24 protein-coding genes and 1 rRNA gene are annotated in these 23,991 nt (G+C 69.5%); 8 read left to right on the top strand and 17 right to left on the bottom strand.

Translation table 11 applies throughout. The features are described from left to right. Positions 1 to 49 precede the first annotated feature (49 nt). Both ACMTAK_RS37700 and ACMTAK_RS37695 read right to left on the bottom strand, forming a co-directional pair. A 16S ribosomal RNA gene (locus tag ACMTAK_RS37700) occupies positions 50 to 1,576 on the bottom strand. A 527-nt stretch (positions 1,577 to 2,103) separates the two neighbouring features. Next, the gene (locus ACMTAK_RS37695; RefSeq protein WP_413810302.1) at positions 2,104 to 2,766 is read right to left on the bottom strand and encodes a DNA-3-methyladenine glycosylase; all 663 of its coding nucleotides are present in this window, start codon (positions 2,764 to 2,766) and stop codon (positions 2,104 to 2,106) included. A gap of 169 nt (positions 2,767 to 2,935) precedes the next feature. On the opposite strand from ACMTAK_RS37695, the gene ACMTAK_RS37690 reads away from it, so the two are divergent. Then, positions 2,936 to 3,718 carry a sporulation protein gene (locus ACMTAK_RS37690; protein ID WP_413810301.1) on the top strand — a complete coding sequence of 261 codons (783 nt, stop codon included), beginning with the start codon at positions 2,936 to 2,938 and terminating at the stop codon, positions 3,716 to 3,718. A gap of 98 nt (positions 3,719 to 3,816) precedes the next feature. Here ACMTAK_RS37690 and ACMTAK_RS37685 read toward each other — a convergent pair whose 3' ends face one another. After that, on the bottom strand, positions 3,817 to 4,143 hold the full coding sequence (locus ACMTAK_RS37685; RefSeq protein WP_413810300.1) for a barstar family protein: 327 nt from the start codon (positions 4,141 to 4,143) through the stop codon (positions 3,817 to 3,819). 87 nt (positions 4,144 to 4,230) lie between these two features. Between ACMTAK_RS37685 and ACMTAK_RS37680 the strand changes: the two genes are divergently transcribed. Both ACMTAK_RS37680 and ACMTAK_RS37675 read left to right on the top strand, forming a co-directional pair. Continuing rightward, positions 4,231 to 4,770 carry a YbhB/YbcL family Raf kinase inhibitor-like protein gene (locus tag ACMTAK_RS37680; protein ID WP_413810299.1) on the top strand — a complete coding sequence of 180 codons (540 nt, stop codon included), beginning with the start codon at positions 4,231 to 4,233 and terminating at the stop codon, positions 4,768 to 4,770. Between the two features lie 106 nt (positions 4,771 to 4,876). After that, entirely contained in the window at positions 4,877 to 5,380 is a 504-nt protein-coding gene (locus ACMTAK_RS37675; RefSeq protein ID WP_413810298.1) for an HNH endonuclease, read from the top strand. Positions 5,381 to 5,429: 49 nt separating this feature from the next. On the opposite strand, the gene ACMTAK_RS37670 is transcribed toward ACMTAK_RS37675, so the two are convergent. From ACMTAK_RS37670 to ACMTAK_RS37660, 3 genes are all read right to left on the bottom strand, one after another. Then, positions 5,430 to 6,389 (bottom strand): SPFH domain-containing protein, encoded by a 960-nt coding sequence (locus ACMTAK_RS37670; RefSeq protein WP_413810297.1) that lies wholly within the window; start codon positions 6,387 to 6,389, stop codon positions 5,430 to 5,432. Positions 6,390 to 6,540: 151 nt separating this feature from the next. Continuing rightward, entirely contained in the window at positions 6,541 to 6,966 is a 426-nt protein-coding gene (locus ACMTAK_RS37665) for an NfeD family protein (protein WP_413810296.1), read from the bottom strand. Positions 6,967 to 7,048: 82 nt separating this feature from the next. Beyond that, complete coding sequence (locus tag ACMTAK_RS37660) at positions 7,049 to 7,840, bottom strand: ABC transporter ATP-binding protein (RefSeq protein WP_413810295.1); 792 nt, start codon at positions 7,838 to 7,840, stop codon at positions 7,049 to 7,051. A gap of 110 nt (positions 7,841 to 7,950) precedes the next feature. Between ACMTAK_RS37660 and ACMTAK_RS37655 the strand changes: the two genes are divergently transcribed. After that, positions 7,951 to 8,754 (top strand): hypothetical protein, encoded by an 804-nt coding sequence (locus tag ACMTAK_RS37655; RefSeq protein WP_413810294.1) that lies wholly within the window; start codon positions 7,951 to 7,953, stop codon positions 8,752 to 8,754. A 221-nt stretch (positions 8,755 to 8,975) separates the two neighbouring features. On the opposite strand, the gene ACMTAK_RS37650 is transcribed toward ACMTAK_RS37655, so the two are convergent. From ACMTAK_RS37650 to ACMTAK_RS37640, 3 genes are all read right to left on the bottom strand, one after another. Then, on the bottom strand, positions 8,976 to 9,215 hold the full coding sequence (locus ACMTAK_RS37650) for a chaplin (protein ID WP_413810293.1): 240 nt from the start codon (positions 9,213 to 9,215) through the stop codon (positions 8,976 to 8,978). A 138-nt stretch (positions 9,216 to 9,353) separates the two neighbouring features. Beyond that, positions 9,354 to 9,998 carry a response regulator gene (locus ACMTAK_RS37645; RefSeq protein WP_413810292.1) on the bottom strand — a complete coding sequence of 215 codons (645 nt, stop codon included), beginning with the start codon at positions 9,996 to 9,998 and terminating at the stop codon, positions 9,354 to 9,356. Further along, positions 9,991 to 11,148, bottom strand: coding sequence for a GAF domain-containing sensor histidine kinase (locus tag ACMTAK_RS37640; protein WP_413810291.1), 1,158 nt, complete (start codon positions 11,146 to 11,148; stop codon positions 9,991 to 9,993). Before ACMTAK_RS37640 ends, ACMTAK_RS37645 begins: the two co-directional genes overlap by 8 nt. Positions 11,149 to 11,594: 446 nt before the next feature. Here ACMTAK_RS37640 and ACMTAK_RS37635 point away from each other — a divergent pair, with 446 nt between their 5' ends. Beyond that, positions 11,595 to 12,377 (top strand): transglycosylase SLT domain-containing protein, encoded by a 783-nt coding sequence (locus ACMTAK_RS37635; protein WP_413810290.1) that lies wholly within the window; start codon positions 11,595 to 11,597, stop codon positions 12,375 to 12,377. A gap of 159 nt (positions 12,378 to 12,536) precedes the next feature. Here the strand turns inward: ACMTAK_RS37635 and ACMTAK_RS37630 are convergent, their stop codons facing one another. After that, a complete protein-coding gene (locus ACMTAK_RS37630) occupies positions 12,537 to 15,242 on the bottom strand; it encodes an FHA domain-containing protein (protein ID WP_461773829.1) in 2,706 nt (901 codons plus the stop codon). Positions 15,243 to 15,476: 234 nt separating this feature from the next. Here ACMTAK_RS37630 and ACMTAK_RS37625 point away from each other — a divergent pair, with 234 nt between their 5' ends. Both ACMTAK_RS37625 and serB read left to right on the top strand, forming a co-directional pair. Then, the gene (locus ACMTAK_RS37625) at positions 15,477 to 16,958 is read left to right on the top strand and encodes a streptophobe family protein (protein WP_413810288.1); all 1,482 of its coding nucleotides are present in this window, start codon (positions 15,477 to 15,479) and stop codon (positions 16,956 to 16,958) included. A gap of 124 nt (positions 16,959 to 17,082) precedes the next feature. Then, positions 17,083 to 18,315, top strand: a complete 1,233-nt coding sequence (gene serB, locus ACMTAK_RS37620; protein ID WP_413810287.1) for a phosphoserine phosphatase SerB — start codon at positions 17,083 to 17,085, stop codon at positions 18,313 to 18,315. 132 nt (positions 18,316 to 18,447) lie between these two features. Here serB and ACMTAK_RS37615 read toward each other — a convergent pair whose 3' ends face one another. The 4 genes from ACMTAK_RS37615 to ACMTAK_RS37600 form a co-directional block, all read right to left on the bottom strand. After that, the gene (locus tag ACMTAK_RS37615; protein ID WP_413810286.1) at positions 18,448 to 18,966 is read right to left on the bottom strand and encodes a SixA phosphatase family protein; all 519 of its coding nucleotides are present in this window, start codon (positions 18,964 to 18,966) and stop codon (positions 18,448 to 18,450) included. Between the two features lie 115 nt (positions 18,967 to 19,081). After that, positions 19,082 to 19,300 carry a hypothetical protein gene (locus ACMTAK_RS37610; RefSeq protein WP_413810285.1) on the bottom strand — a complete coding sequence of 73 codons (219 nt, stop codon included), beginning with the start codon at positions 19,298 to 19,300 and terminating at the stop codon, positions 19,082 to 19,084. Positions 19,301 to 19,451: 151 nt separating this feature from the next. Then, positions 19,452 to 19,568: an SGM_5486 family transporter-associated protein gene (locus tag ACMTAK_RS37605; protein ID WP_276207294.1), complete on the bottom strand. Its 117-nt coding sequence runs from the start codon at positions 19,566 to 19,568 to the stop codon at positions 19,452 to 19,454. A 116-nt stretch (positions 19,569 to 19,684) separates the two neighbouring features. Beyond that, the gene (locus ACMTAK_RS37600) at positions 19,685 to 20,992 is read right to left on the bottom strand and encodes a CynX/NimT family MFS transporter (protein ID WP_413810284.1); all 1,308 of its coding nucleotides are present in this window, start codon (positions 20,990 to 20,992) and stop codon (positions 19,685 to 19,687) included. A gap of 184 nt (positions 20,993 to 21,176) precedes the next feature. Between ACMTAK_RS37600 and ACMTAK_RS37595 the strand changes: the two genes are divergently transcribed. Then, positions 21,177 to 21,851 carry a FadR/GntR family transcriptional regulator gene (locus ACMTAK_RS37595; RefSeq protein ID WP_413810283.1) on the top strand — a complete coding sequence of 225 codons (675 nt, stop codon included), beginning with the start codon at positions 21,177 to 21,179 and terminating at the stop codon, positions 21,849 to 21,851. Positions 21,852 to 21,864: 13 nt separating this feature from the next. On the opposite strand, the gene ACMTAK_RS37590 is transcribed toward ACMTAK_RS37595, so the two are convergent. The 3 genes from ACMTAK_RS37590 to fabG form a co-directional block, all read right to left on the bottom strand. Beyond that, positions 21,865 to 22,188 (bottom strand): hypothetical protein, encoded by a 324-nt coding sequence (locus ACMTAK_RS37590; RefSeq protein ID WP_413810282.1) that lies wholly within the window; start codon positions 22,186 to 22,188, stop codon positions 21,865 to 21,867. Between the two features lie 219 nt (positions 22,189 to 22,407). After that, positions 22,408 to 23,178 carry an enoyl-ACP reductase FabI gene (gene fabI / locus ACMTAK_RS37585; protein ID WP_413810281.1) on the bottom strand — a complete coding sequence of 257 codons (771 nt, stop codon included), beginning with the start codon at positions 23,176 to 23,178 and terminating at the stop codon, positions 22,408 to 22,410. 5 nt (positions 23,179 to 23,183) lie between these two features. Next, entirely contained in the window at positions 23,184 to 23,888 is a 705-nt protein-coding gene (fabG, locus tag ACMTAK_RS37580; protein WP_262702612.1) for a 3-oxoacyl-[acyl-carrier-protein] reductase, read from the bottom strand. Positions 23,889 to 23,991 lie beyond the last annotated feature (103 nt).

Below are 23,991 nucleotides of genomic sequence, written 5' to 3'. Positions count from 1 at the left end.
TGAGCAACCGTGCAGGACACTTGCCTGCAGTCGGCTATGCGCTCCTTAGAAAGGAGGTGATCCAGCCGCACCTTCCGGTACGGCTACCTTGTTACGACTTCGTCCCAATCGCCAGTCCCACCTTCGACGGCTCCCTCCACAAGGATTGGGCCACCGGCTTCGGGTGTTACCGACTTTCGTGACGTGACGGGCGGTGTGTACAAGGCCCGGGAACGTATTCACCGCAGCAATGCTGATCTGCGATTACTAGCGACTCCGACTTCATGGGGTCGAGTTGCAGACCCCAATCCGAACTGAGACCGGCTTTTTGAGATTCGCTCCACCTCACGGCTTCGCAGCTCATTGTACCGGCCATTGTAGCACGTGTGCAGCCCAAGACATAAGGGGCATGATGACTTGACGTCGTCCCCACCTTCCTCCGAGTTGACCCCGGCAGTCTCCTGTGAGTCCCCATCACCCCGAAAGGCATGCTGGCAACACAGAACAAGGGTTGCGCTCGTTGCGGGACTTAACCCAACATCTCACGACACGAGCTGACGACAGCCATGCACCACCTGTACACCGACCACAAGGGGGACCCTGTCTCCAGGGTTTTCCGGCGTATGTCAAGCCTTGGTAAGGTTCTTCGCGTTGCGTCGAATTAAGCCACATGCTCCGCCGCTTGTGCGGGCCCCCGTCAATTCCTTTGAGTTTTAGCCTTGCGGCCGTACTCCCCAGGCGGGGAACTTAATGCGTTAGCTGCGGCACGGACAACGTGGAATGTCGCCCACACCTAGTTCCCAACGTTTACGGCGTGGACTACCAGGGTATCTAATCCTGTTCGCTCCCCACGCTTTCGCTCCTCAGCGTCAGTATCGGCCCAGAGATCCGCCTTCGCCACCGGTGTTCCTCCTGATATCTGCGCATTTCACCGCTACACCAGGAATTCCGATCTCCCCTACCGAACTCTAGCCTGCCCGTATCGAATGCAGACCCGGGGTTAAGCCCCGGGCTTTCACATCCGACGCGACAAGCCGCCTACGAGCTCTTTACGCCCAATAATTCCGGACAACGCTTGCGCCCTACGTATTACCGCGGCTGCTGGCACGTAGTTAGCCGGCGCTTCTTCTGCAGGTACCGTCACTTGCGCTTCTTCCCTGCTGAAAGAGGTTTACAACCCGAAGGCCGTCATCCCTCACGCGGCGTCGCTGCATCAGGCTTGCGCCCATTGTGCAATATTCCCCACTGCTGCCTCCCGTAGGAGTCTGGGCCGTGTCTCAGTCCCAGTGTGGCCGGTCGCCCTCTCAGGCCGGCTACCCGTCGTCGCCTTGGTAGGCCATCACCCCACCAACAAGCTGATAGGCCGCGGGCTCATCCTGCACCGCCGGAGCTTTCCACCACCAGACCATGCGGCCGGCAGTCATATCCGGTATTAGACCCCGTTTCCAGGGCTTGTCCCAGAGTGCAGGGCAGATTGCCCACGTGTTACTCACCCGTTCGCCACTAATCCCCGGCCGAAACCGGTTCATCGTTCGACTTGCATGTGTTAAGCACGCCGCCAGCGTTCGTCCTGAGCCAGGATCAAACTCTCCGTGAATGCTTCCGGGCTATCCCGGCAACACATCACGAGAGCGGAACGGAACCGGAGGAATAACCCGGCCCGTCCACAGCGTCCTCGCTGTGTTTTTTCTTCAAAGGAACCTCGCCCAAAATGGACGGGGTATCAACATATCTGGCGTTGACTTTTAGCACGCTGTTGAGTTCTCAAGGAACGGACGCTTCCTTCGAAACCATTTCACCGGCTTCTCCGGGCGCTTCCCTTCGGTGTTTCCAACCTTACCAGATCCGATTTCCGGTCGTTTCCGATCCGAATTCCGTTTCCGGCCCCCTGCTGGAGCGGGGTCTTTCGCGCCTTCCGGCGTGTCCACTACTTTAGCGAATTTCCCGCCCGGCTCCTAATCGGAGCCCCGGGCCGTGATTTCGCGCAGCGAAACAGAACCCTGTTCGGGAATCGTCGTAGTGGTTGGCCGCTCCGAGGCCGCGGTGACTCGATCCTGGGATCGTGACGACAGCGCTGCCCATCTCAAGCGGCTCGGGCTACGTTAGGCGTCCCGGCCAGCAGAGTCAAGTTCCGACCTGACGGCGCGTCGAATTCCGGCGACGCGGGGAGTGGGCCCGGTAGGGGCTCACCGAGGGGTCGCCGTCGATCCAGAAGCGCCAGGGGTGGGTTGCGCCCTCGCCGCCCACACCGGTGCGCGGACCGCTGAGCACCTGCTCGGGCCGGGCCGGGTGGCCGGTGAGTATGGCGAGCGGGGCGTCGGGGCCCCCGCACACATCGCTGCCGTCCTGTCTGCGGTCCACGCCCAGGGCCGTGGCCAGCCGGGCCGGGCCCCTGGCCAGCTCATGGTCGTTGCGCGCCTTCGGCCTGCGCTGATGGGCCCACTCATGGCCGTGCAGCACCTCGCCCGCGCGCAGCAGCACCCCGCTGGGGTGGCCCTCCGGTCCGCAGACCAGGTTGAGGCAGTGCCACATGCCATAGGTGAAGTAGACATACGCATGACCCGGGGGGCCGAACATCACGGCGTTGCGCTCGGTGCGGCCACGGTAGGCGTGCGAGCCGGGGTCCGCCGGGCCCGCGTACGCCTCGACCTCGGTCAGGCGCAATTCGATCGGTCCGTCCGGGGTCCGCCGGACCAGGACGCGCCCCAGGAGGTCGGGGGCGACCTCGAGGACGGGCCGGTCGAAGAAGGCACGGGCGAGGGGGGTGCGGTCAGGTCCTGCTGTCACGCGCCCCGAGCGTAGTGGAACAGATATGAACCGGTGGTTGGAGGCGGCACCGGTCCGCTGGAAGGGTATGAGCCCGCGGAACCGTCCACGGCTGTTTCGCGTTTCTAGGTGTCAACAGTGATCGAATGCGATCGAGTCAAGACGCAGTCGCGTCCTTGAAAGGGAGAACATGGGCTTCAAGAAGCTGCTCGCGAGTATGGGTGCCGGTGGCGCTTCGGTGGAGACGGTGTTGACCGAGGAGAACGTCGTCCCGGGCGGCATTGTGCAGGGCGAGGTCCGGATCCAGGGCGGCTCGGTCGCGCAGCAGATCGAGGGGCTCTCGGTCGGCCTGCAGGCGCGGGTCGAGGTGGAGGGCAACGACCAGGAGTACAAGCAGGACGTGGAGTTCACCCGGCAGCGGCTGGGCGGTGCGTTCGAGGTGCAGCCGGGCGCGGTGCACGCGGTGCAGTTCGGCCTGGAGATTCCGTGGGAGACCCCGATCACCATGTTCATGGGCCGCCATCTGTCCGGCATGAACGTGGGGGTGACCACCGAGCTGGCGATCGCGCGCGCGGTGGACTCGGGCGACCTGGACCCGGTCAATGTGCATCCGCTCCCCGCCCAGCAGGCGATCCTGGACGCCTTCGGCGCCCTCGGCTTCCGGTTCAAGAGCGCCGACCTGGAGCGCGGGCACATCCGTGGCACCCGCCAGCGGCTGCCCTTCTACCAGGAGATCGAGTTCTACGCGCCGGAGCAGTACCGGGGCCTGAACCAGGTGGAGTTGTCCTTCGTCGCGGACGACCGCGAGATGGACGTGGTGCTGGAGATGGACAAGAAGCCGGGGCTGTTCTCCGAGGGCAGTGACACTTACCGGTCGTTCACGATGAACCTGGCCACCTTCCAGGACACCGACTGGGCAGCGTATCTGAACCAGTGGCTCGCCCAGGTCGGCGGCAAGCGCAACTGGTTCTGAGGTTCCCCCTCCCCGGACCGGGCTTCCGCGCGGGGCGTGCACCGAGGGCAGCTCGGCGCACGCCCCGCGTGCGTGTGTCAGGGACCGTTCCCATGCGGTCAGGGGCCGTCGTCGTAGCGGACCACCAGGGGCCGTCCCCGCGCCGCCCAGTACTCCTCCGCGTCGGCCAGGATGTCGGCCGCGATCGCGGCGGCGTCGGGGTCCGCGTCGCGGAAGGCCGGCCAGCCCTGGATGTCCAGCAGACAACCGCTGGGCTCGCCGCCCTCGGCCCACCAGGACAGATCGGTGACGCAGTCGGCGAGGGCATCCCAGTTACGCCCGTACCAGTCGGGAAAGCGCAGGTCCCGGGCGCAGCGGGCGAGGAAGCCGTCCTTGTCCGTCACGCCGTCGAGGCGTAGGTGGAGGGCGAGGGTGGGGCCGGTCATGGGCGCCATGGTGCCAGCCCGCCGGGTACCGGTCTCGTTAGGCTGGCCGCGGAGATGATCCACTGCGACTTCGAGGAGGTTCTCGACGTGTCCGAGCAGAACCGGGCCCCGCTCCCCCACGACTTCCATCCGCCGGTGCCGTCGTTCACGGTGGTGAGCGACGATGTGGCACCGGGCGGCACGCTCAAATCCGCCCAGGTGCAGGCGGAGGGGAACACCTCTCCGCAGCTGCGCTGGGAGGGTTTCCCGGAGGAGACCAAGAGTTTCGCCGTCACCTGCTTCGACCCGGACGCGCCGACGGGCAGCGGGTTCTGGCACTGGGTGGTGTTCGACATCCCGGCCACGGTCACCGAGCTTCCGGCGGGTGCGGGCAGCGGTGGCTTCACCGGCCTGCCCGAGGGTGCCGTACAGGCGCGCAACGACTATGGGACCCGTGACTTCGGCGGGGCCGCGCCGCCGCCCGGGGACGGTCCGCACCGCTATGTGTTCACCGTCTACGCGGTGGACGCCGAGAAGCTGGGCCCGGACGCGGACGCCTCGCCCGCGGTGGTCGGCTTCAATCTGCGGTTCCACACGCTGGGGCGGGCCCAGTTGATCGGGGAGTACGAGGTGCCGGCCGCGCGCTGACGCGGCGAAATTGCGTTGTTCTCGGCCAGGCTCCCGGCCAGAGTTGATCCCGGTCCCGCCGATCTCCGGCACGGGACCGGGACACCGGGATGCGGGGGTGGTCGGGATGCGCGAGACGCTGGTTCTGAACGCGAGCTTCGAGCCGCTGGCGACGGTCACGCTGCGGCGCGCCGTGGTGCTGGTCCTCCAGGACAAGGCCGTCGTCGAACACGCCCACCCGGGGCTGCGGGTGCGGGCCGCGGAGGTCGATCTGCCGCTGCCGCGGGTGATCCGGCTGTGCCGTTACGTACGGGTGCCGTTCCGAAGACGTGCGCCGTGGTCGCGGCGCGGGGTGCTGGTCCGGGACCAGCACCGGTGCGCGTACTGCGGCCGCCGGGCGACGACCGTGGACCATGTGGTGCCGCGGTCGCGCGGGGGCGGGGACACCTGGCTGAATACGGTCGCCTCATGTGCCGAGGACAACCACCGTAAGGCGGACCGGACTCCGGAGCAGGCCGGGATGCGGCTGCTCAAGGCGCCGTTCGAGCCGACGCCTTCGGATGCGTTGCTGCTGGCGCTGGGGGCGGCGGAGCGGGACGGTCTGCCGGAGTGGCTGGCGCTGCCTGCCTGAGTACCATCCGCTGGCGAAGGCGCTGAGGGGCCGCCCCGCCGCCGTCCGTTCAGTCGATCGTGGGCTGTTCGCGGCGCGGGGTCGGCTCCTTACCGGTGCCGCTGGGGGTGCCGCCGCCGTTTCCGCCGCCGGTCAACGGGCCGAAGTTGCCCATGGCCCCACCGAGGCCCTTGAGGGCGTCGCCGATCTCGCTGGGCACGATCCAGAGCTTGTTGGCGTCGCCCTCGGCGATCTTCGGCAGCATCTGGAGGTACTGGTACGAGAGCAGCTTCTGGTCCGGGTCTCCGGCGTGGATGGACTCGAAGACCGTGCGGATCGCCTGGGCCTCGCCCTCGGCGCGCAGCGCGGCGGCCTTGGACTCACCCTCGGCCCGCAGGATCGCGGACTGCTTCTCACCCTCGGCGCGCAGGATCTCGGACTGCCGGACACCTTCGGCCTGGAGGATCGCGGCGCGCTTGTCACGGTCGGCTCGCATCTGCTTCTCCATCGAGTCCTGGATGGAGGTGGGCGGCTCGATGGCCTTGAGCTCGACGCGGTTGACCCGGATGCCCCATTTGCCGGTGGCCTCGTCGAGGACGCCGCGCAGCGCCGCGTTGATCTCCTCGCGGGAGGTCAGGGTGCGCTCGAGGTCCATGCCACCGATGATGTTCCGCAGGGTGGTGACGGTCAGCTGCTCGATCGCCTGGATGTAGCTGGCCACTTCGTAGGTGGCGGCGCGGGCGTCGGTCACCTGGTAGTAGATGACGGTGTCGATGTTCACCACCAGGTTGTCCTGGGTGATCACCGGCTGCGGGGGGAAGGGCACGACCTGTTCACGGAGGTCGACGCGGTTGCGGATCGAGTCGATGAACGGGACGACGATGTTCAGGCCCGCGTTGAGGGTGCGTGTGTAGCGTCCGAAGCGCTCCACGATGGCGGCACTGGCCTGTGGAATGACCTGGATCGTCTTGATCAGTGCGATGAAGACCAGCACCACCAGGATGATCAGGACGATGATGATCGGTTCCACAGCGGCTCCCCGTGCCCTTCATGCGGCGATTCGGATGGTCGGGATGATCAAGTCTGGCGGTTCCCGAGGGTGGAGTCTGTCAGATCGATGGTCGACTCCGCAGCTCAACCGGGGCGCCCTCAACTCTTGGTAGGACACTCCGGTACGGCGTCTACATGACGACGGCCGTCGCACCGTCGATGTCCACCACGTCGACCTGCTGCCCTGGTTCGTAAGCCTGGTCGGGGTCGAGCGAGCGCGCGGACCACACCTCGCCCGCGAGCTTGATCCGGCCGCCACCGCCGTCGTCGACGCGCTCGAGGACGACGGCCTGGCGGCCTTTCAGCGCCTCGACGCCGCTGCGCAGCTCGGGCTGCTGACGGCGGCTGCGGACCGCCATCGGGCGTACGACGGCGACCAATGCCACGGAGACCGCGCAGAAGACGACGACTTGAAGCACGATGCCGCCGCCGAGCGCGTCGGTGATGGCACCGGCCACGGCGCCGACCGCGACCATCCCGAATTCGGGCATCGCGGTCAGCACGAGCGGGATGCCCAGTCCTACGGCGGCGATCAGCCACCACACCCACGGATCCACATGCTCATGGTAGTTGTCCCAAGTCGCCGGGGACAGTGCGCGGATCACCTGCCGGTGGCACGGTGGGCGCACGGGGCGGACATCAGGTCAGCGGCAGGCCCTGGGCGGTCCAGCGGTCGCCGTTGCGCTCGACGACCAGCGGGAGTCCGAAGCAGCGGGAGAGGTTGCGGGAGGTCAGTTCGGTCTCGACCGGGCCCGCGGTGAGCACCTTTCCCTGGCGGATCATCAGAACATGGGTGAAGCCGGGGGGGATTTCCTCGACATGATGTGTCACCATGATCATCGACGGGGCGAGCGGGTCGCGGGCGAGCCGTCCGAGGCGGCGGACGAGGTCCTCGCGGCCACCGAGGTCGAGTCCGGCCGCGGGCTCGTCGAGGAGCAGCAGCTCGGGGTCGGTCATCATGGCGCGGGCGATGAGGGTGCGCTTGCGCTCGCCCTCGGAGAGGGTGCCGAACCTCCGGTCGAGGTACTTGGTCATGCCGAGGCGGTCGAGGAAGGCGCGGGCGCGGGTCTCGTCGACCGCGTCGTAGTCCTCCTGCCAGTGGGCCGTCATGCCGTACGCGGCGGTGAGGACGGTCTCGAGGACGGTCTGGCGGCGCGGCAGTTTCTCGGCCATGGCGATGCCCGCCATGCCGACGCGGGGGCGCAGCTCGAAGACGTCGACGCGGCCGAGTTGCTCGCCGAGGATCCGGGCGGTTCCGGTGCTCGGGAAGAGATAGCTGGAGGCGAGGTTGAGGAGGGTGGTCTTGCCGGCGCCGTTGGGCCCGAGGATGATCCAACGCTCGCCTTCTTTGATCGACCAGGAGACCTCGTCCACCAGAGCCCGCCCATCGCGGACCACCGATACGTCCAGCAGCTCCAGAACCTCGCTCATGAGCGCGTTGTCTCCCATTGCAGTCTCGAGTCGTGCGTGCGCCTGTGGGCGCAGCCCCCTGAGGAAAACCTACGCCACGCGTTGTCGGTGGCAGTCCTTAGGCTGGTGCCATGCTCGATGAACCACGTTCAGGGCGCCTCGCGGCTTGGGGAAATGCCCTTCTCGCCGGACTTGTCTCCCCCGATGAGGCGGCGCATCGCATCGCGGGTGAGGACGCGTCGCACCGGGTAGCCGGGCTTCCGGGGGAGTCCGGGCAGGTGGGGCTCACTTTGGCGCTGGGGCGGCTGCGGGCGCTCGGGACCAAGGGGCTGCGGGTGGCGCTGCCCATAGCGGGGCATCCCCTGGGGCTGAGCGGCCCGCCGGAGTTCAACGCCCACGCGCTCGACGCGGGCGAGGCGGTGATCGCCACCGGGGCGGCGCTCGGTTTGGTGCCCGAGGTGTCGGCGGCCGGGCCCGAGGGCGATCAGCACATCGAGGTGGTGTGGCGGTGTCAGACGGTGCGGGAGGCGCCGCCGGCTGATGTGCCGTCGCTGGGCGAGGCCGAGCGGGAGCTGGCGGAGGCGCTGCGGGAGGCCACGGAGGTGCTCTCCCGGCTGAACGTGGCCGGGTCGGGCCCGGTGGCCGAGGCGGCCCTGGAGGCGTATCGGGCGCGGGCCGAGCGGGGGCGCGAGGTGCTGGCCCCGGGCTATCCGCCGCGGGCCATACGGGTGCTGGAGCTGGCGCAGCGGGTGGGTGCGCTGGTGGACATCGCGTATATGGCGGGCGGGGACGGCCGGGAGCACGGCGGGGCGGTGAGCGCGTCGGAGATCACGGCGCGGGCCGAGGCGCTTCGGCCGGTGGAGCGCACGTCCCGGAGGGCCCAGGTGGCGGCGTACAACGCGTATGTGGAGGAGCGGGAGCGGGGCGGCCTCTGACCTTCGCGGGTCTTTGACGTTCGCGGTCTCTGGTCTTCGCGGGGGCTGGTCTTCGCGAGGGCTGGTCTTCGCGGGTCTCCGACCACTGCGGGCGCCGGACTTCCCGGGTCGGTCTGATGTCTGGCCGTCATCGGGGCTCGGAGGCTGTCATGGGGCCGGTCCCGGAGGCGGGTGCCTCCGGGACCGGCCGGTGGTGCGTCGGAATGTCCGCCAGGGGGTCGTCAGCGCACGCAGGGGACGCCGAACGCCGGGTTCATGGCCCCGATGACCGAGATGGTGTTGCTGCAGACGTTCACGGGCACGTGGATGGGCGCCTGAATGTTGTTGCCGGAAACGGCACCCGGGGAAGTCATCGCCCCACCGTCGGCCTGGGGGCCCTGGGCGGAGGCGACACCGGCACCGGCGACGGCGAGTCCGCCGGCCACGATCGTGAGTGCAGCGAACCTCTTGATGTTCTTCACTTCTCAAGACCCTTCATTCATCAACGCATCACCGCGGCGGTCCGCCGCGGTACGCCGTGAAGAACGGCACGGCCGATGGCGAGTTGCGCTGTTCGAGTGATCGCCACACGTTGGTGTGATTTCACGGAGAAACGCTGTTCATGCTCCGATCCCGTGCCGTACCGCCCATAGAGCGGCCTGGGTGCGATCGGCGAGGTCCAATTTCATAAGAATGTTGGACACATGGGTCTTCACCGTCTTTTCGGACAGCACCAGCGCACGGGCGATCTCCCGATTGGACCGGCCGTCCGCGATCAGCGCCAGCACCTCGCGTTCACGCTCGGTGAGGGACCCGCCGCGCCCCTGGCCGCCGCCGTCCTCCTGGGAGAGCAGCGCGAGGGCCACCTCGGGCTGGAGCAGCACATGGCCGGAGTGGACGGAGCGGATGGCGCGGGCCAGCGCATCGGGGTCCACGTCCTTGTAGACGTAGCCCGCGGCGCCCGCGCGCAGGGCGGGGACCACGGTGCGCTTCTCGGTGAAGCTCGTCACCACCAGCACCCGGGCGGGGTTGTCGAGGTCGCGCAGGGTGCGCAGCGCCTCGATCCCGTCCAGGCCGGGCATCTTCACGTCCATGAGGACGACGTCGGGGCGCAGCTCCTCGGCGCGGGCGATGCCCTCCTCGCCGTCCGACGCCTCGCCGACCACCTCGATGTCGTCCTGGACCTGGAGGAAGGTCCGCAGGCCGCGCCGCACCACCTGGTGGTCGTCGACGAGCAGCACCCGAATCCGTCCCGGGTCAGCCACCGGGCACCTCCATCTCGATCACGGTGCCCTTGCCGGGCGCCGACTCCACCGTCAGACCGCCGCCGACACCACCGGCCCGGTACCGCATCGACACCAGCCCGAGGTGGCGCCCGGCGCGCCGTACGGCCGAGGGGTCGAATCCCCTGCCGTCGTCGGCGACGCGGAGCCGGGCGCCCTGGCCGTGCCGGGCGAGGGTGACGTCCACCTGCCGCGCGTCGGCGTGGCGCAGCGCGTTGTGCAGGGCCTCCTGGGCCACCCGCAGCACGGCCTCCTCCTGGGCGGCGGGCAGCGCCCGTACGCCGTGGCAGGCGAAGGTGACACGGGCGGAGTGGGCCCGGTCGAGCACCTGCACCTGGGTCCTGAGGGTCGCCACGAGGCCGTCCTCGTCGAGGGCGGCGGGGCGCAGCTCCACTACGGCGGAGCGCAGCTCGTCGGCGGCCTCGGCGGCGAGCAGCGCGATCTGCTGGAGCTCGTCCTTGGCGCGGCCGGGGTCGCGGTCCACCAGGGCCGTGGCCGCCTGGGCGGTCAGCCGCAGCGAGAAGAGCTTCTGGGAGACCGCGTCGTGCAGCTCATGGGCGAGCCTGGCGCGCTCCCCCGCGATGGTGAGTTCGCGGCTGCGCTCGTGGAGCCGGGCGTTGGTCAGGGCGATGGCGGCGTGCTGGGCCAGGATGGACAGCAGCTCCTCGTCCTCGGCGGTGAAACCGCAGCCGCCCTCGGGCTTGGGGCATCGCTTGTTGGCGAGGAATACCGCGCCGAGGACTTCATCGCCGTCGGCAATGGGAAGTCCCAAGAAATCCGACATAACGGGATGAGCCGATGGCCATCCCTCAAAACGGGCATCCAGCCGCACATCGGCGAGTCGCTGTGGAGTGGCGTCCTTGAGCATCGCGGCGAGAATGCCGTGCTGTCGCGGCAGTGGCCCGATGGCCTTCCACTGCTCCTCACTGACCCCATCTACTACGAACTGGGCGAAACCCCCGTGATCATCCGGAACCCCCAGAGCGGCATACTCCGCATCGAGCAGCTCACGGGCGGACACAACGATGGTCTTTAGGACATCACGGACTTCCAGATGTCGGCTCATGGCGAGCAGCGCCGCGCTCACCCGGCTCAGCCCTGCCTCGGCTCCGCCGCCCCGTCCTTTCGTCATGGGCATTACCGTACCCACCGCCATCCGGTGGGCATATCGGCCGGTCGGCGGCCACCTGATAAGACCTGAGCCCTAGGTCGAACGGCGCACACGAGGCCCCCAAAGGGGCTGTTACAGGGGTGGAAAAAACAAACACCCTGAGCATTTGCGTGGGCACAGCGCGCAATATGAGAAGCTCCGCGATGTGAGCCCGGACACACGACCTAAATCACGTACGAACGTGCTTAGTGGACGTTTCATAGGCGACTGAGCGGGGATGACGGCCGTCCGCGTGGGCATGAACGGCCTACTTATCCACTAAGCAGCATCGTATGTCACGCCTTTGCGACAACTTTTTGCGGCAGCTAAGAATTTCACCCAGTCGCACGGCGCCGTAGATCCAGGAACGGCGCTCTGCGCGCCGATTTGGCCTGCGACTCAAGCGATTGGAAGAGGTCTACTCCGCCATGCCCCTGCCCAACATCCCCGGTTACAACCGTCTCACCAAGACGCACAAGTACTCCGCCGCCGGAATCGCAGCCGCCGGCGCGGCCGCCATAGCCTTCGCCGTCGTCCCCGGTGGTGACGCCGGCGCCAAGACCACGGCCCAGGACCTGCCGAACAAACCGATCGCCCTCACCTCTCAGAAGGCCGACGCCCAGGCCCACCACGAGGCCCTGGCGAAGCAGTCCGCCCTCGCCGCGAAGCAGGCCAAGGACGAGGCCGCGAAGAAGGCCGCCGCCAAGAAGGCCGCGGAAGAGGCCGCCGCGAAGAAGGCCGCGGAAGAGGCCGCCGCCAAGAAGGCGGCTGAGGAGGCCGCCGCCAAGAAGGCCGCCGAGGCCAAGGCCGCCAAGGAGCGCGCCGCCAAGCAGGCCGCGAGCCGCTCCGCCACGCGTATCGAGACGGTCGCCGCCGAGAAGAAGACCTACCCGGACAACCTCGACGGCTGGATCCGGGAGTCCCTCGACATCATGAAGGAGAAGGGCATCCCCGGCTCCTACGAGGGCATCCACCGCAACATCATCCGGGAGTCCGGCGGCAACCCGCGCGCCATCAACAACTGGGACATCAACGCCCAGAACGGCGTGCCCTCCAAGGGTCTGCTCCAGGTAATAGCTCCGACCTTCCAGGCCTACCACGTCGACGGCACCTCCTGGGACCCGTACGACCCGGTCGCGAACATCACCGCGGCCTGCAACTACGCCGCCGACCGGTACGGCTCGATGGACAACGTGAACGGCCCCTACTGAGCCCGAAGGGCCCGTCCAGAACCCGGCGTTCCGACGCCGAAGGGCGACGGCACCCCCTGTGTGCGAGGGGTGCCATCGCCCTTTCCGTAGCCATGCTTTTCGTGGCTGTGTCTTCCAGCCCCGTTTTTCGTGGCCGTGTTCTCGTGACCGCCGTGGCGGCTACTTGCGCATGACCTCCGGCTCATGGCGGCGCAGCAGCCGTGCGACCGCGATGCCGCACACGATGCCCAGGACGATCAGCGCGACCATGTCGATGCCCCACTGGGTGGTGGTGTGCTCCCACAGCGGGTCGGTGTCCAGGGGCTTCTTGCTGTCCCACGGCGCCATCATGTGACCGGCGCCCGGGCCCAGATCCAGCGTGGCACCGGCCGCGCCGATCGCCCACCGGGACGGCATCAGCCAGGCGAACTGCTCCACACCCGGCGATCCGAAGATCTTGAACAGCACACCGGTGAAGACCACCTGGACGATCGCGAACATGACCAGCAGCGGCATGGTCTTCTCGGCGGTCTTCACCAGGGACGAGATGACCAGGCCCACCATCATCGAGGTGAAGCCGATCGCGATGACCGCCACGCAGAGCTCGGCGGCCGGCGGCATCAGCAGGCCCTCTTCGGGCATCTTGCGCGTCGAGAGACCGATGGCGGAGATGATGACGCCCTGGCACGCGGTGATCACACCGAGCACGATCACCTTGGACATCAGATACGCGGAGCGGGACAGGCCGACCGCCCGTTCCCGTTCGTAGATGACCCGTTCCTTGATCAGTTCTCGTACGGAATTGGCCGCGCCGGTGAAGCACATGCCGACCACAAGGATCAGCAACACCGTCCCGGCGGCCTGGTTGAAACTGCCCTTCGGGGCCATCTGGAGGCCGAACTTCGCCGGGATGACGACGCTCACGGCCCCCAGCACGGCGGGCAGGATCACCATCAGCCCCATGAAGCCCTTGTCGGAGCCGATCACCGACAGATAGCGGCGGATCAGCGTCCACAGCTGCGAACCCCAGCTCTGCGACTTCTGCATCCGGGCCGGTGGCGCCTGGACGTTCACCGACTGCGGGGCCACGGAGTCGAGGTCCGCCGCGTACATCTGGTAGTGCTGCGAACCGCGCCAGCGGCCCGCCCAGTCGTAGTCGCGGTAGTTCTCGAACGCCGAGAAGACATCCGCCCAGGTGTCATAGCCGAAGAAGTTGAGCGCCTCGTCCGGCGGGCCGAAGTAGGCGACCGAACCGCCCGGCGCCATCACCAGGAGCTTGTCGCACAGCGCCAGCTCGGCCACCGAGTGGGTGACCACCAGCACCGTACGGCCGTCGTCGGCCAGACCGCGCAGCAGCTGCATGACATCGCGGTCCATGCCCGGGTCGAGACCGGAGGTCGGCTCGTCCAGGAAGATCAGCGACGGCTTGGTGAGCAGCTCCAGCGCGACCGAGACCCGCTTGCGCTGACCGCCGGAGAGTGCGGTGACCTTCTTCTCCCGGTGGATGTCCAGCTTGAGCTCGCGCAGCACCTCGTCGATCCGGGCCTCGCGCTCGGCCTCGGCGGTGTCACCGGGGAAGCGGAGCTTGGCGGCGTAGCGCAGCGCCTTCTGGACGGTCAGCTCCTTGTGGAGGATGTCGTCCTGGGGCACCAGACCGATGCGCTGACGCAGCTCGGCGAACTGCTTGTAGAGGTTCCGGTTGTCGTAGAGGACATCGCCCTGGTTGGCCGGGCGGTAGCCGGTGAGCGCCTTGAGCAGCGTGGACTTACCGGAGCCGGACGGGCCGATGACCGCGACGAGGGACTTCTCCGGGACACCGAAGGAGACGTCCTTGAGGATCTGCTTGCCGCCGTCGACCGTCACCGTCAGATGGCGGGCCGAGAAGGAGACCGCACCGGTGTCGACGAACTCCTCGAGGCGGTCGCCGACCAGCCGGAAGGTGGAGTGACCGACGCCGACGGTGTCGGTGGGGCCGATGATCTGCTGCCGGACCGGCTGACCGTTGACATAGGTGCCGTTGTGGCTGCCGAGGTCACGTATCTCGAAGCGGCCGTCGGGCAGCGCCTGGAACTCGGCGTGGTGGCGCGAGACCTGGAGATCGGAGACGACCAGGTCGTTCTCCAGCGCACGGCCGATGCGCATCACCCGGCCGGCGGCCAGCTGGTGGAAGGTGGTCGGGCTTCGGTCACCCTGGGCGGTCGCGGTGCCGGAGGGGCCGGCGCCGGGACCGCTCTGCGCGAGGTTGCTCTGCGGGGCCTGAGGCTGCGGCTGCTGGTGCGGCTGGGGGGCCTGCTGCTGCGGCGGCTGATGGGGCGCCTGCTGCTGCGGGATGAACGGCTGCTGCTGGTGCGGGGCCTGGGGCTGCTGCTGCCAGCCTTGGGGCTGCCCTTGCGGCTGCGCCTGGGGCTGCCCTTGGGGCTGCCCTTGGGGCGGCTGCCCGCCCTGCTGCGGCCAGCCGCCGGGGCCGGGCTGCGGCGGTGGCTGCTGGGCGGGGGGCTGCTGACCCTGGTGAGCCTGCTGGGGCATGCCCATCGCCGCCTGCCGGCCGTACGCGCCCGCGACACCCATCGAGGGGGCACCGCCCGAGGGGGCACCTCCGCCGGAGACGCTGAGCCGGGGGCCATCGGTGGCATTGCCGAGATGGACGGCCGAACCAGGGCCGATTTCCACCTGTTGGATTCTCTGGCCCTGCACATAGGTGCCGTTGGTGGAACCGTGATCCTCAATGATCCAACTGCGCCCACCCCAGCGCACCGTGGCATGTCGCCAGGAGACCCTGGCGTCGTCCAGCACCATGTCGCCCTGCGGGTCACGCCCCAGGCTGTACGACCTGGATGGATCAAGTGTCCAGGTCTGTCCGTTCAATTCCAGTACGAGTTCCGGCACTCCGCGCCCCACTAGTTGTCCCCCGAGTTACCCCCTGACACAGGGAGTCTAGGGATGGCGAACATCGTGAGGAACTATTTCAGGCTCAGTCCCTTCATCGGAAGTCGGGTTTTGACAAGACCGCATCTCGGGCGTCATTGACTCATCCGAAAGGCCCTCGGAAAGTGGTAAGCGCTGACGGATAGTGCGGATCATGGTTTATCCGGGCAACTCGCGACGATCGGGGGGCGGGGTATGAGCGCGAGCGGCGGCGGACGAGTGCCCTGGGGACCCGCGCTGCTCGCCGCGATCGCCTCGGTGAGCTGGGCGTTCCTGGCCATGGTCGGTATCGCCGCGCTCGGTCTGCATCTGATCGGCGCGGACGGTGCGGGCGCACTGGGGCCGATGGCCGCCGCGGCGACGGTGCTGGCGGTCGGCGGTTCCGTCACCCCGTCCGGCGATGTGGGCGTCTTCGGACTGGAGGGCGCGCAGGCCCACGCCGCCATCGATATCGCGCCACTGGGGGTGAGCCTGGTCGGCGCGCTGCTGCTGGGATGGCTGTTCGTACGGTCGTTGCGGGGCGCTGGAGCGGTGATCGGCCGGGTCGAACTCGCCGCGCGGGCCGGCCTGGTGGCCCTGCTCTTCCTGCTGCTGCTCGCCGGACTGACCTGGGTGGGCAACGATACGGTCACGATCGACGGCGCCACGCTCGTCCGCCGCGGTCTCGGCACCGAGCAGGCCGAGCACGATCTGCTGAGCCGGCTCCCCGAGCAGCTGGGCGACATCGCGGACATCGGCGGCGGGCTGCTGCCGGACCGGCTGTCCGACCTCGTCGGCGCGAAGGCGTCCGTCGGCTTCACCGTGACCCCCGGCCGCTCGCTGCTGGGCGGCCTGGTGTGGGTCGTCGCCGTCCTGCTGCTCGCGCTGCTCGCCTCGCGCCGTACCCCGCTGCCGCCCGGCGGGCGGGCGCTGCACCGCACGGTCCGGCCCGCGGCGTCCGCGCTGTGCGGGGTGCTGGTGCTGGCGGTCGTCGCGGGCCTGGTGGCCGGGGTCTGCGCGGCGATCGGGGACGACCATCCGCGGCTGGTGCTCGGGTCGGCGCTGCTCGGCGCGCCCAACGGGGTGTGGATCGGCGTACCGCTCGGGCTGTTCGTCCCCTGGTACGGCCGGGCGAGCGGTGCGCTGCGGCATGTGCTGCCCGACCCGGTGGACGATCTGCTCGCCGGGCCGGGCGGGGAGCGGCTCACGGTGGGGCGGCTGGCCGAGCTCGACGGCCGGGTCTGGCTGCTGGTGGTCGCGAGTGTGCTGCTCATGCTCGCCGCCGGGGTGCTCACCGCGGCCCGTACGCCCGTGGAGGGCTCCCGGCCGTCGCCCGTGGAGGGCTCCCGGCCATCACCCATGGGGCGCTCCCGGCCGTTCGCCTTCGCGGGGTGGTGTGCGCTGCGGCTGGGCGTGGTGACCGCGCTCGCGCTGCCGCTGCTGGTGGGGCTGACCCAGGTCTCGGCGGGGGCGAGCCTGTCCGTGCTCGGCTTCGACGCCTTCGGGGCGGGGATCGAGCTGTACGGGAACGCCGTGCCGGCGCTGGCGCTGGGCGCGGGGTGGGGCGCGGCGGCGGGGGCCGCCGGGGCGCTGGCGGCATGGGCGACGGGCGCGGCGGGCCGCCGGGCGGTGGCGCTCGCGCGGCTGGACGAGGGCGACGGCGGGCCCCGGGGGCCGGGCGGCGGGCACGGCGCATGACGTCGCCGATCATGCGAGGGGTGACATCACGGCGACCGGGACATGAACGTATTCCCCCGGCCCGCCGTCCACGGTGCGGGCTGCCGCGCGCGGCGCGCGAACAGCCGGATACGGTGGGAAGACCATGAGCGCATCGCGGATCCCCCCTGTCACCACCGTTCCGGACGATGATGTCCCCACCCTCCTTGTCAAGATCTTCGGCAAGGACCGCCCCGGTATCACCGCCGGGCTCTGCGACACCCTCGCCGCCTACGGCGTGCACATAGTCGACATAGAGCAGGTCGTCACCCGGGGCCGCATCGTGCTGTGCGTCCTGGTCACGGCGCCGAAGGCCGACGGGGCGGAGGGCGATCTGCGGGCCACCGTGCACAGCTGGGCGGAGTCGATGCGGCTCCAGGCCGAGATCATCTCCGGCCGGGGCGACAACCGGCCGCGTGGCACGGGCCGGTCCCATGTCACCGTGCTCGGGAATCCGCTGACCGCCGAGTCGACGGCCGCCATCGCCTCCCGGATCACCGGCACCGGCGGCAATATCGACCGGATCTTCCGGCTGGCGAAGTATCCGGTGACGGCCGTGGAGTTCGAGGTGTCCGGCGCCGAGACGGCGCCGCTGCGCACCGCGCTCGCCACCGAGGCCGCCGATATCGGCGTCGATGTGGCCGTGGTGGCGTCGGGGTTGCAGCGCCGGGCGCAGCGGCTGGTGGTCATGGATGTGGACTCCACCCTGATCCAGGACGAGGTGATCGAGCTCTTCGCCGCCCACGCCGGCTGTCAGGCCGAGGTCGCCGAGGTCACGGCCCGGGCGATGCGCGGTGAACTGGACTTCGAGCAGTCGCTGCACGCGCGGGTCGCGCTGCTGGCGGGGATCGACGAGTCCGTGGTGGAGAAGGTGCGCGCGGAGGTCCGGCTCACGCCCGGCGCCCGTACGCTGATCCGCACCCTGAAGCGGCTCGGCTATCAGGTGGGTGTGGTCTCCGGTGGCTTTACGCAGGTCACCGACGACCTCAAGGAACGTCTCGGCCTGGACTTCGCGTCCGCCAACACCCTGGAGGTCGTGGACGGCAAGCTGACCGGCCGGGTGATCGGCGAGGTGGTGGACCGGGCGGGCAAGGCCCGGCTGCTGCGGCGCTTCGCGGCTGAGGCGGGGGTGCCGCTGGTGCAGACGGTCGCGATCGGCGACGGGGCGAACGACCTGGACATGCTGAACGCGGCGGGGCTGGGGGTCGCCTTCAACGCCAAGCCGGTGGTCCGGGAGGCCGCGCACACCGCCCTGAACGTGCCGTTCCTCGACACCGTGCTGTATCTGCTGGGCGTGACCCGCGAAGAGGTCGAGGCGGCGGACGCACACGTGGACTGACGAGCGGCTGACGAGCCCGGTCCGGAACGCGGAACGGCCCCCGCTCCCCCGTCCGGCTACGACGACGGTGGAGCGGGGGCCGGTGCGTTGGGACGTGGCATCACGCCCGGGGCGGCACGTCCGGCGAGCGGCTCATTCGTGGGGCGCCCAGAAGCTGGTCAGCCGCCCACAGCCGATCTCGACCGACTTCCACGAACCGCTGAACGTCACGACCGCGAACGCGGAGGTGGGGAAGGCACCGCGGTCCATGCGCTCCTTGGCGTCCTCGTCGGCCTCGCCCGCCAGCGCGTCGGCGAGGCCGTGCATCCCGGGGTTGTGACCGACGACCAGCAGGTCGGTGATGTCGTCCGAAGTCTCGTTGATCACCTCGATGAGCTGACCGACCGGGGCGTCGTACAGCCGCTCCTCGTAGACGGTCTTGGGGCGCTGCGGCAACTCGTGGACCACCAGCTTCCAGGTCTCACGGGTGCGCAGTGCGGTGGAGCAGAGGGTGAGTTCGGGGGTGAGACCGGCGTCCGCGATCCGGCGCCCGGCGAGCGGGGCGTCATTGCGGCCGCGCTCCGCGAGCGGGCGCTCATGGTCGGCCACCTGGGGCCAGTCGGCCTTGGCGTGTCGAAGGAGGACAATCCTGCGGGGCACATCGACGCTCATGCGTCCCAGCTTCGCATGAATCGGTGCACGAGGCGCAGGGTGTTGGAACGACCTCGTCAAACGTGAGCACACCCGCGATATGGCGGACACAACTGATCTCCACCGCCTACCGTGGTCACGGTGCAGCCTCTCCGAAGGTCCGCTGCACCAACTCCACGACCTGCGAGACCGGCCCGGAGCCACCGCTGTCGGCGTGGGCGTCGGTGGGTCCGGTCAGCAGAAGCAGCAGCGCCGCGAACGCCACGGCCGGGAGGGCGACGGCCCACCACGGCAGCCGGGTGTCCATGCCGCTGTCCACCGGATGCGCGGGCCGGGTCTGGGTGCGGGCGGGCATGGGATCGCCTCCGGGGTCGCCGAACGTGTCGATGGTTCGACGGTACGGAGCGGGCGCGGCGTCTCCCATCCGGTGAGCCACCCAGTTACCCCTGAGCCCTGCCCCCTAGGGGATGGTGGGGCCAGCCCCACCATCCGGCATCCGCACCAGGTCAGGGCGAGGCGATCGTGGCGATCACCCCGATGATCACGGTGATGCCCAGCATCACGCCGAAGATGACGAGGAGCTTCTTCTGGCCGTTCTGGGGGTTCTCATCGAGCACTGGCATGGCACCAGTGTCCCATCCCCGGTACGCGGGACCGCTCAGCCCTCACCCTGCCCAGGCTTCGTGCTTGTCAGGCCTTGTCCTGGGCGAGGGCCGGTGCTCATGAGGCTCCGTGCTCGTCAGGATTCGTCCTCGAGGTGGCGGTCGCGTCCGGCCAGTACGCCCGCGACGATCTGCGGCACCATGAACCCGGCCATCAGCGCGAGCGGCTGCCCCCAGCCGCCGCTGTGCTGGTAGAGCACACCGACCAGCAGCGGGCCCGGGATGGACAGCAGATAGCCGACGCTCTGCGCGAAGGCCGACAGCCGGACGACGCCCGCGTGGGTCCTCGTCCGCATCCCGATCATGGTGAGGGCGAGCGGGAAGGCGCAGTTGGCGATGCCGAGCAGCACGGCCCACGCCCAGGCTCCGCCGGCCGGGGCCAGCCACAGCCCGGCGTAACCGGTGAGCCCGAAGACGCCGAGGATGACGACCAGGACGCCCTGGTGCCGCAGCCGGGCGGCGATCCGCGGCAGGACGAAGGCGAGCGGCACGCCCATCGCCATCATCACGGCCAGCAGCAGACCCGAGGTGGAGGCGGAGACCCCCGCGTCCCGGAAGATCTGCGGCATCCAGCCCATGGAGATGTACGCGGCGGTGGCCTGGAAGCCGAAGAAGACGGCCATCGCCCAGGCGAGGGGGGAGCGGGTGATGCGCATCGCGGGGGCGCCCGCGGGGGCCGCGGCGGTCTCGGCCCCGGCAGGTGCGTCCGTATCCGTACCGCCCGCATTCCCACGGGCGGTACGGGCGAGGAACAGCCAGGGCACCAGCGCCACCGCGGCGAGCAGCGCCCACACCCCGAGCCCGCTCCGCCAGGAGCCGCCCAGTGCGTCGGTCATCGGCACGGTGGCCGCCGCGGCGGCGGCCGTGCCCAGCGACAGGCCCATCGAGTACAGCCCGGTCATCGCGCCGACCCGGTCCGGGAACCAGCGCTTGACGATCACCGGCATCAGGATGTTGCTCACCGCGATCCCGGCCAGGGCGAGCGCGCTGGCGGCCAGGAAGACCACGGTCCCCCCGGCGAAGGGGCGCAGCAGCAGCCCGGTGGCGATGGCGGCGAGCCCGGCGCAGACGATGGCCCCCGGCCCCCAGCGCCGGGCCAGCCGGGGCGCGGTGAGCCCGAAGAGCGCGAAGCAGGCCGCGGGCACGGAGGTGAGCACTCCGGCGACGGTGCCGCTCATCCCGAGGTCATCGCGGACCTCCTCGAGCAGGGGGCCGAGACTGGTGACGGCAGGGCGGAGATTGAGCGCGGCGAGCATGAGCCCTGCCGCCATGACGCGGCCGCGCCAGGGCGAGGCCGCGCGGCGCGGTCCTCCGCGTTCCGCCGGACGGGGCGCGGGGGCGGCGGTATCGGGAGTCGCGAGGTCGTCGGACGGGCGCGTATGCATGCCGACCATCATAGAATCATGGGATGAATGCTCGTCCAGTGGATAACGACCATCCGGTGTCGGCCGGACGGCATCATGGAAGGGTCGTCCGTTCGCCCGCCTCGGGCCCCATCCGCATCGCACCGCATCCGCATCGCATCGGCATCGCATCCGCCGAACGCACAGCCGCACGCACAGGAGAGTCATGCCGCTGACCTCGCCCCGGCGCTCCGCCCTCGCCGACCAGGTGATCGCCCAGCTGCGCGCCCAGATCACCTCGGGCGAATGGCCGGTGGGCTCGCGGATCCCCACCGAACCCGAGCTGGTCGAACAGCTCGGGGTCGCGCGCAACACCGTACGGGAGGCCGTGCGCGCCCTCGCGCACAACGGACTGCTGGACATCCGCCAGGGCTCGGGCACATACGTACTGGCGACCAGCGAACTGGCCGGGGTGATGCACCGCCGCTTCGCCGCCGCCGACCCCCGTCATGTGGCCGAGCTCCGCAGCGCGCTGGAGACCAAGGCGGCCCACCTGGCCGCGGAGCGCCGCACCGAGCAGGACCTCAAGCAGCTGGACGCCCAGCTGGACCGGCGCGAGCGGGCCTGGGAGGCGGGCGACCCGGACGCCTTCGTCGAGGCGGACGCCACCTTGCACATGGCGGTCGTGGCCGCCGCGCACAACGATGTGCTGGCCGAGCTGTACGCGGATCTGGGCGCGGTCGTACGGGACTTCCTGCGCGCGGACGTCGACAGCGGGATGGGCCCGGACACGTATGTGGACCACGGTCGGCTGGTGGAGGCGATCCGGGACGGGGACGGGGAGCGGGCGGCGGCCGAGGCCAGCACCCACCCGTTCGGCTGCCGTTTCCGGAGCCGCTGAGTAGCCCCCGCGCTCAGCGGTGGGTCACCCACGCCTTCCGTATCTCCTTCCAGCAGCGCTCGGCGAGCCGCACATACTGCGCCGGGCCGACCTCCACCGGAAGGGCGTCCATGTCCGGGTCCCACCAGTGGGCGCATTCGACATGCAGTTGCACCCGGTCGGCGCGGGGATTGGGGTTGAAGCAGCTGGCGATGGCGTGCGAGCCGCGCACCGTGGTGGTGCAGGCGGCCTCGCGCGGCCGGGGCCGGTCCTGCGCGGCGGAGCTGGAGGCGGCGATGACCAGACCCACCGTGGCGACGAGCAGCACCGCGGCCGCGACACGGCGGGTCGTACGCATGCGGAACCTCCTCGGCCGTGTCGGGAGTGCCGGGGGTATAGGGCGTATCAGGTGTTACGGGGTGTATGGCTCCACAGTGCGCGTGCCCGCCACCCGTACGCGCGTCCTGCTCCCCCGAACGGGTGAAGGCGGAAGCGGAACGGCCGCCGCCCGGACCCGCGGTGCGCGGGAGCGGGACGGCGGCCGTCGCGCGGAAACGCCGTGGGCGCGGCCGTGGGCTCAGGCACCCATCATGTGCACACCGCCGTCGACATGCACGATCTCGCCCGTGGTGCGCGGGAACCAGTCGGACAGCAGGGCGACGACGCCGCGGCCGGCCGGCTCCGGGTCGGTCAGGTCCCAGCCGATCGGGGCCCGGTGGTTCCACACGTCCGCGAGCTCCTCGAACCCGGGGATGGACTTCGCGGCCATGGACTTGATGGGCCCGGCGGAGACCAGGTTGCAGCGCACGTTCTTCTCGCCGAGGTCGCGGGCGAGGTAGCGGTTGGTGGACTCCAGCGCCGCCTTGGCCACGCCCATCCAGTCGTACTTCGGCCAGGCGAACTGGGCGTCGAAGGTCAGGCCGACGATCGAGCCGCCGCGCGGCATGACCGGCAGGCACGCCATGGTGAGCGCCTTGAGCGAGTAGGCCGAGACATGCACGGCCGTGCCGACGTCCTCCCAGGTGCCCTCGAGGAAGTTGAACGCGCCCTGCGGGCCGAAGGCGATGGAGTGCACCACGCCGTCGAGGTCGACACCCTCGCCCAGGTGCTCGCGCACCTTGTCGGCCAGGCCGTCCAGCTGCTCCTGGTTCTGCACGTCCAGCTCGATGACCGGAGCGGGCTTGGGCAGCCGCTTGGCGATCCGCTCGACGAGGGAGACCCGGCCGAAGCCGGTGAGGATGACCTCGGCGCCCTCCTCCTGGGCCAGCTTGGCTGCGTGGAAGGCGATGGACGCCTCGGTGAGGACGCCCGTGACCAGGATGCGCTTACCGGCGAGAATTCCACTCATGACGTTCAGTGACCCATGCCCAATCCGCCGTCGACAGGGATGACGGCTCCAGTGATGTACGCGGCCTCGTCGGAGGCCAGGAAGCGGACCGAGGCGGCGATCTCCTCGGGCTGCGCGTAACGCGCGAGCGGTACCTGCTTCACGATGTTCTCGCGCTGGTCGTCGTTGAGCGCGCGCGTCATGTCCGTGTCGACGAAACCGGGCGCGACCACATTGACGGTGATGTTGCGCGAGCCCAGCTCACGGGCGAGGGAACGGGCGAAGCCCACCAGGCCCGCCTTGGACGCGGCGTAGTTCGCCTGACCGGCGGAACCCATCAGCCCGACGACCGACGAGATCAGCACCACGCGGCCCTTACGGGCCCGCAGCATCCCCCGGTTGGCCCGCTTGACCACGCGGAACGTGCCGGTGAGGTTGGTCTCGAGGACGGCGGAGAAATCCTCCTCGGTCATCCGCATCAGCAGCTGGTCGCGGGTGACCCCGGCGTTGGCCACCAGGACCTCGACCGTGCCGTGCTTCTCCTCGATCTCCTTGTACGCCTGCTCGACCTGCTCCGGCTCGGTGATGTCGCACTTGACCGCGAGGAAGCCGGCCGGCGGCTCACCGGACCGGTAGGTGATGGCGACCTTGTCGCCAGCGTCGGCGAAGGCACGGGCGATGGCGAGGCCGATGCCGCGGTTGCCTCCGGTGACGAGAACCGAGCGGCTCAAGGGACCACCTTCTCTTGTCGATCTCTGTCGATTGTTCCTGCGGGCCGTCACAGCGCGTGCCGACCCCTACCCCCGCAAACTATCGGTCCCAGGCCCTCGAGGA

The organism is Streptomyces lacaronensis (assembly GCF_047337785.1).
Taxonomy (GTDB): domain Bacteria; phylum Actinomycetota; class Actinomycetes; order Streptomycetales; family Streptomycetaceae; genus Streptomyces; species Streptomyces lycopersici.
The sequence above is the reverse complement of the archived record's forward strand: the minus strand, read 5'-3'. Positions and strand labels throughout refer to the sequence as shown.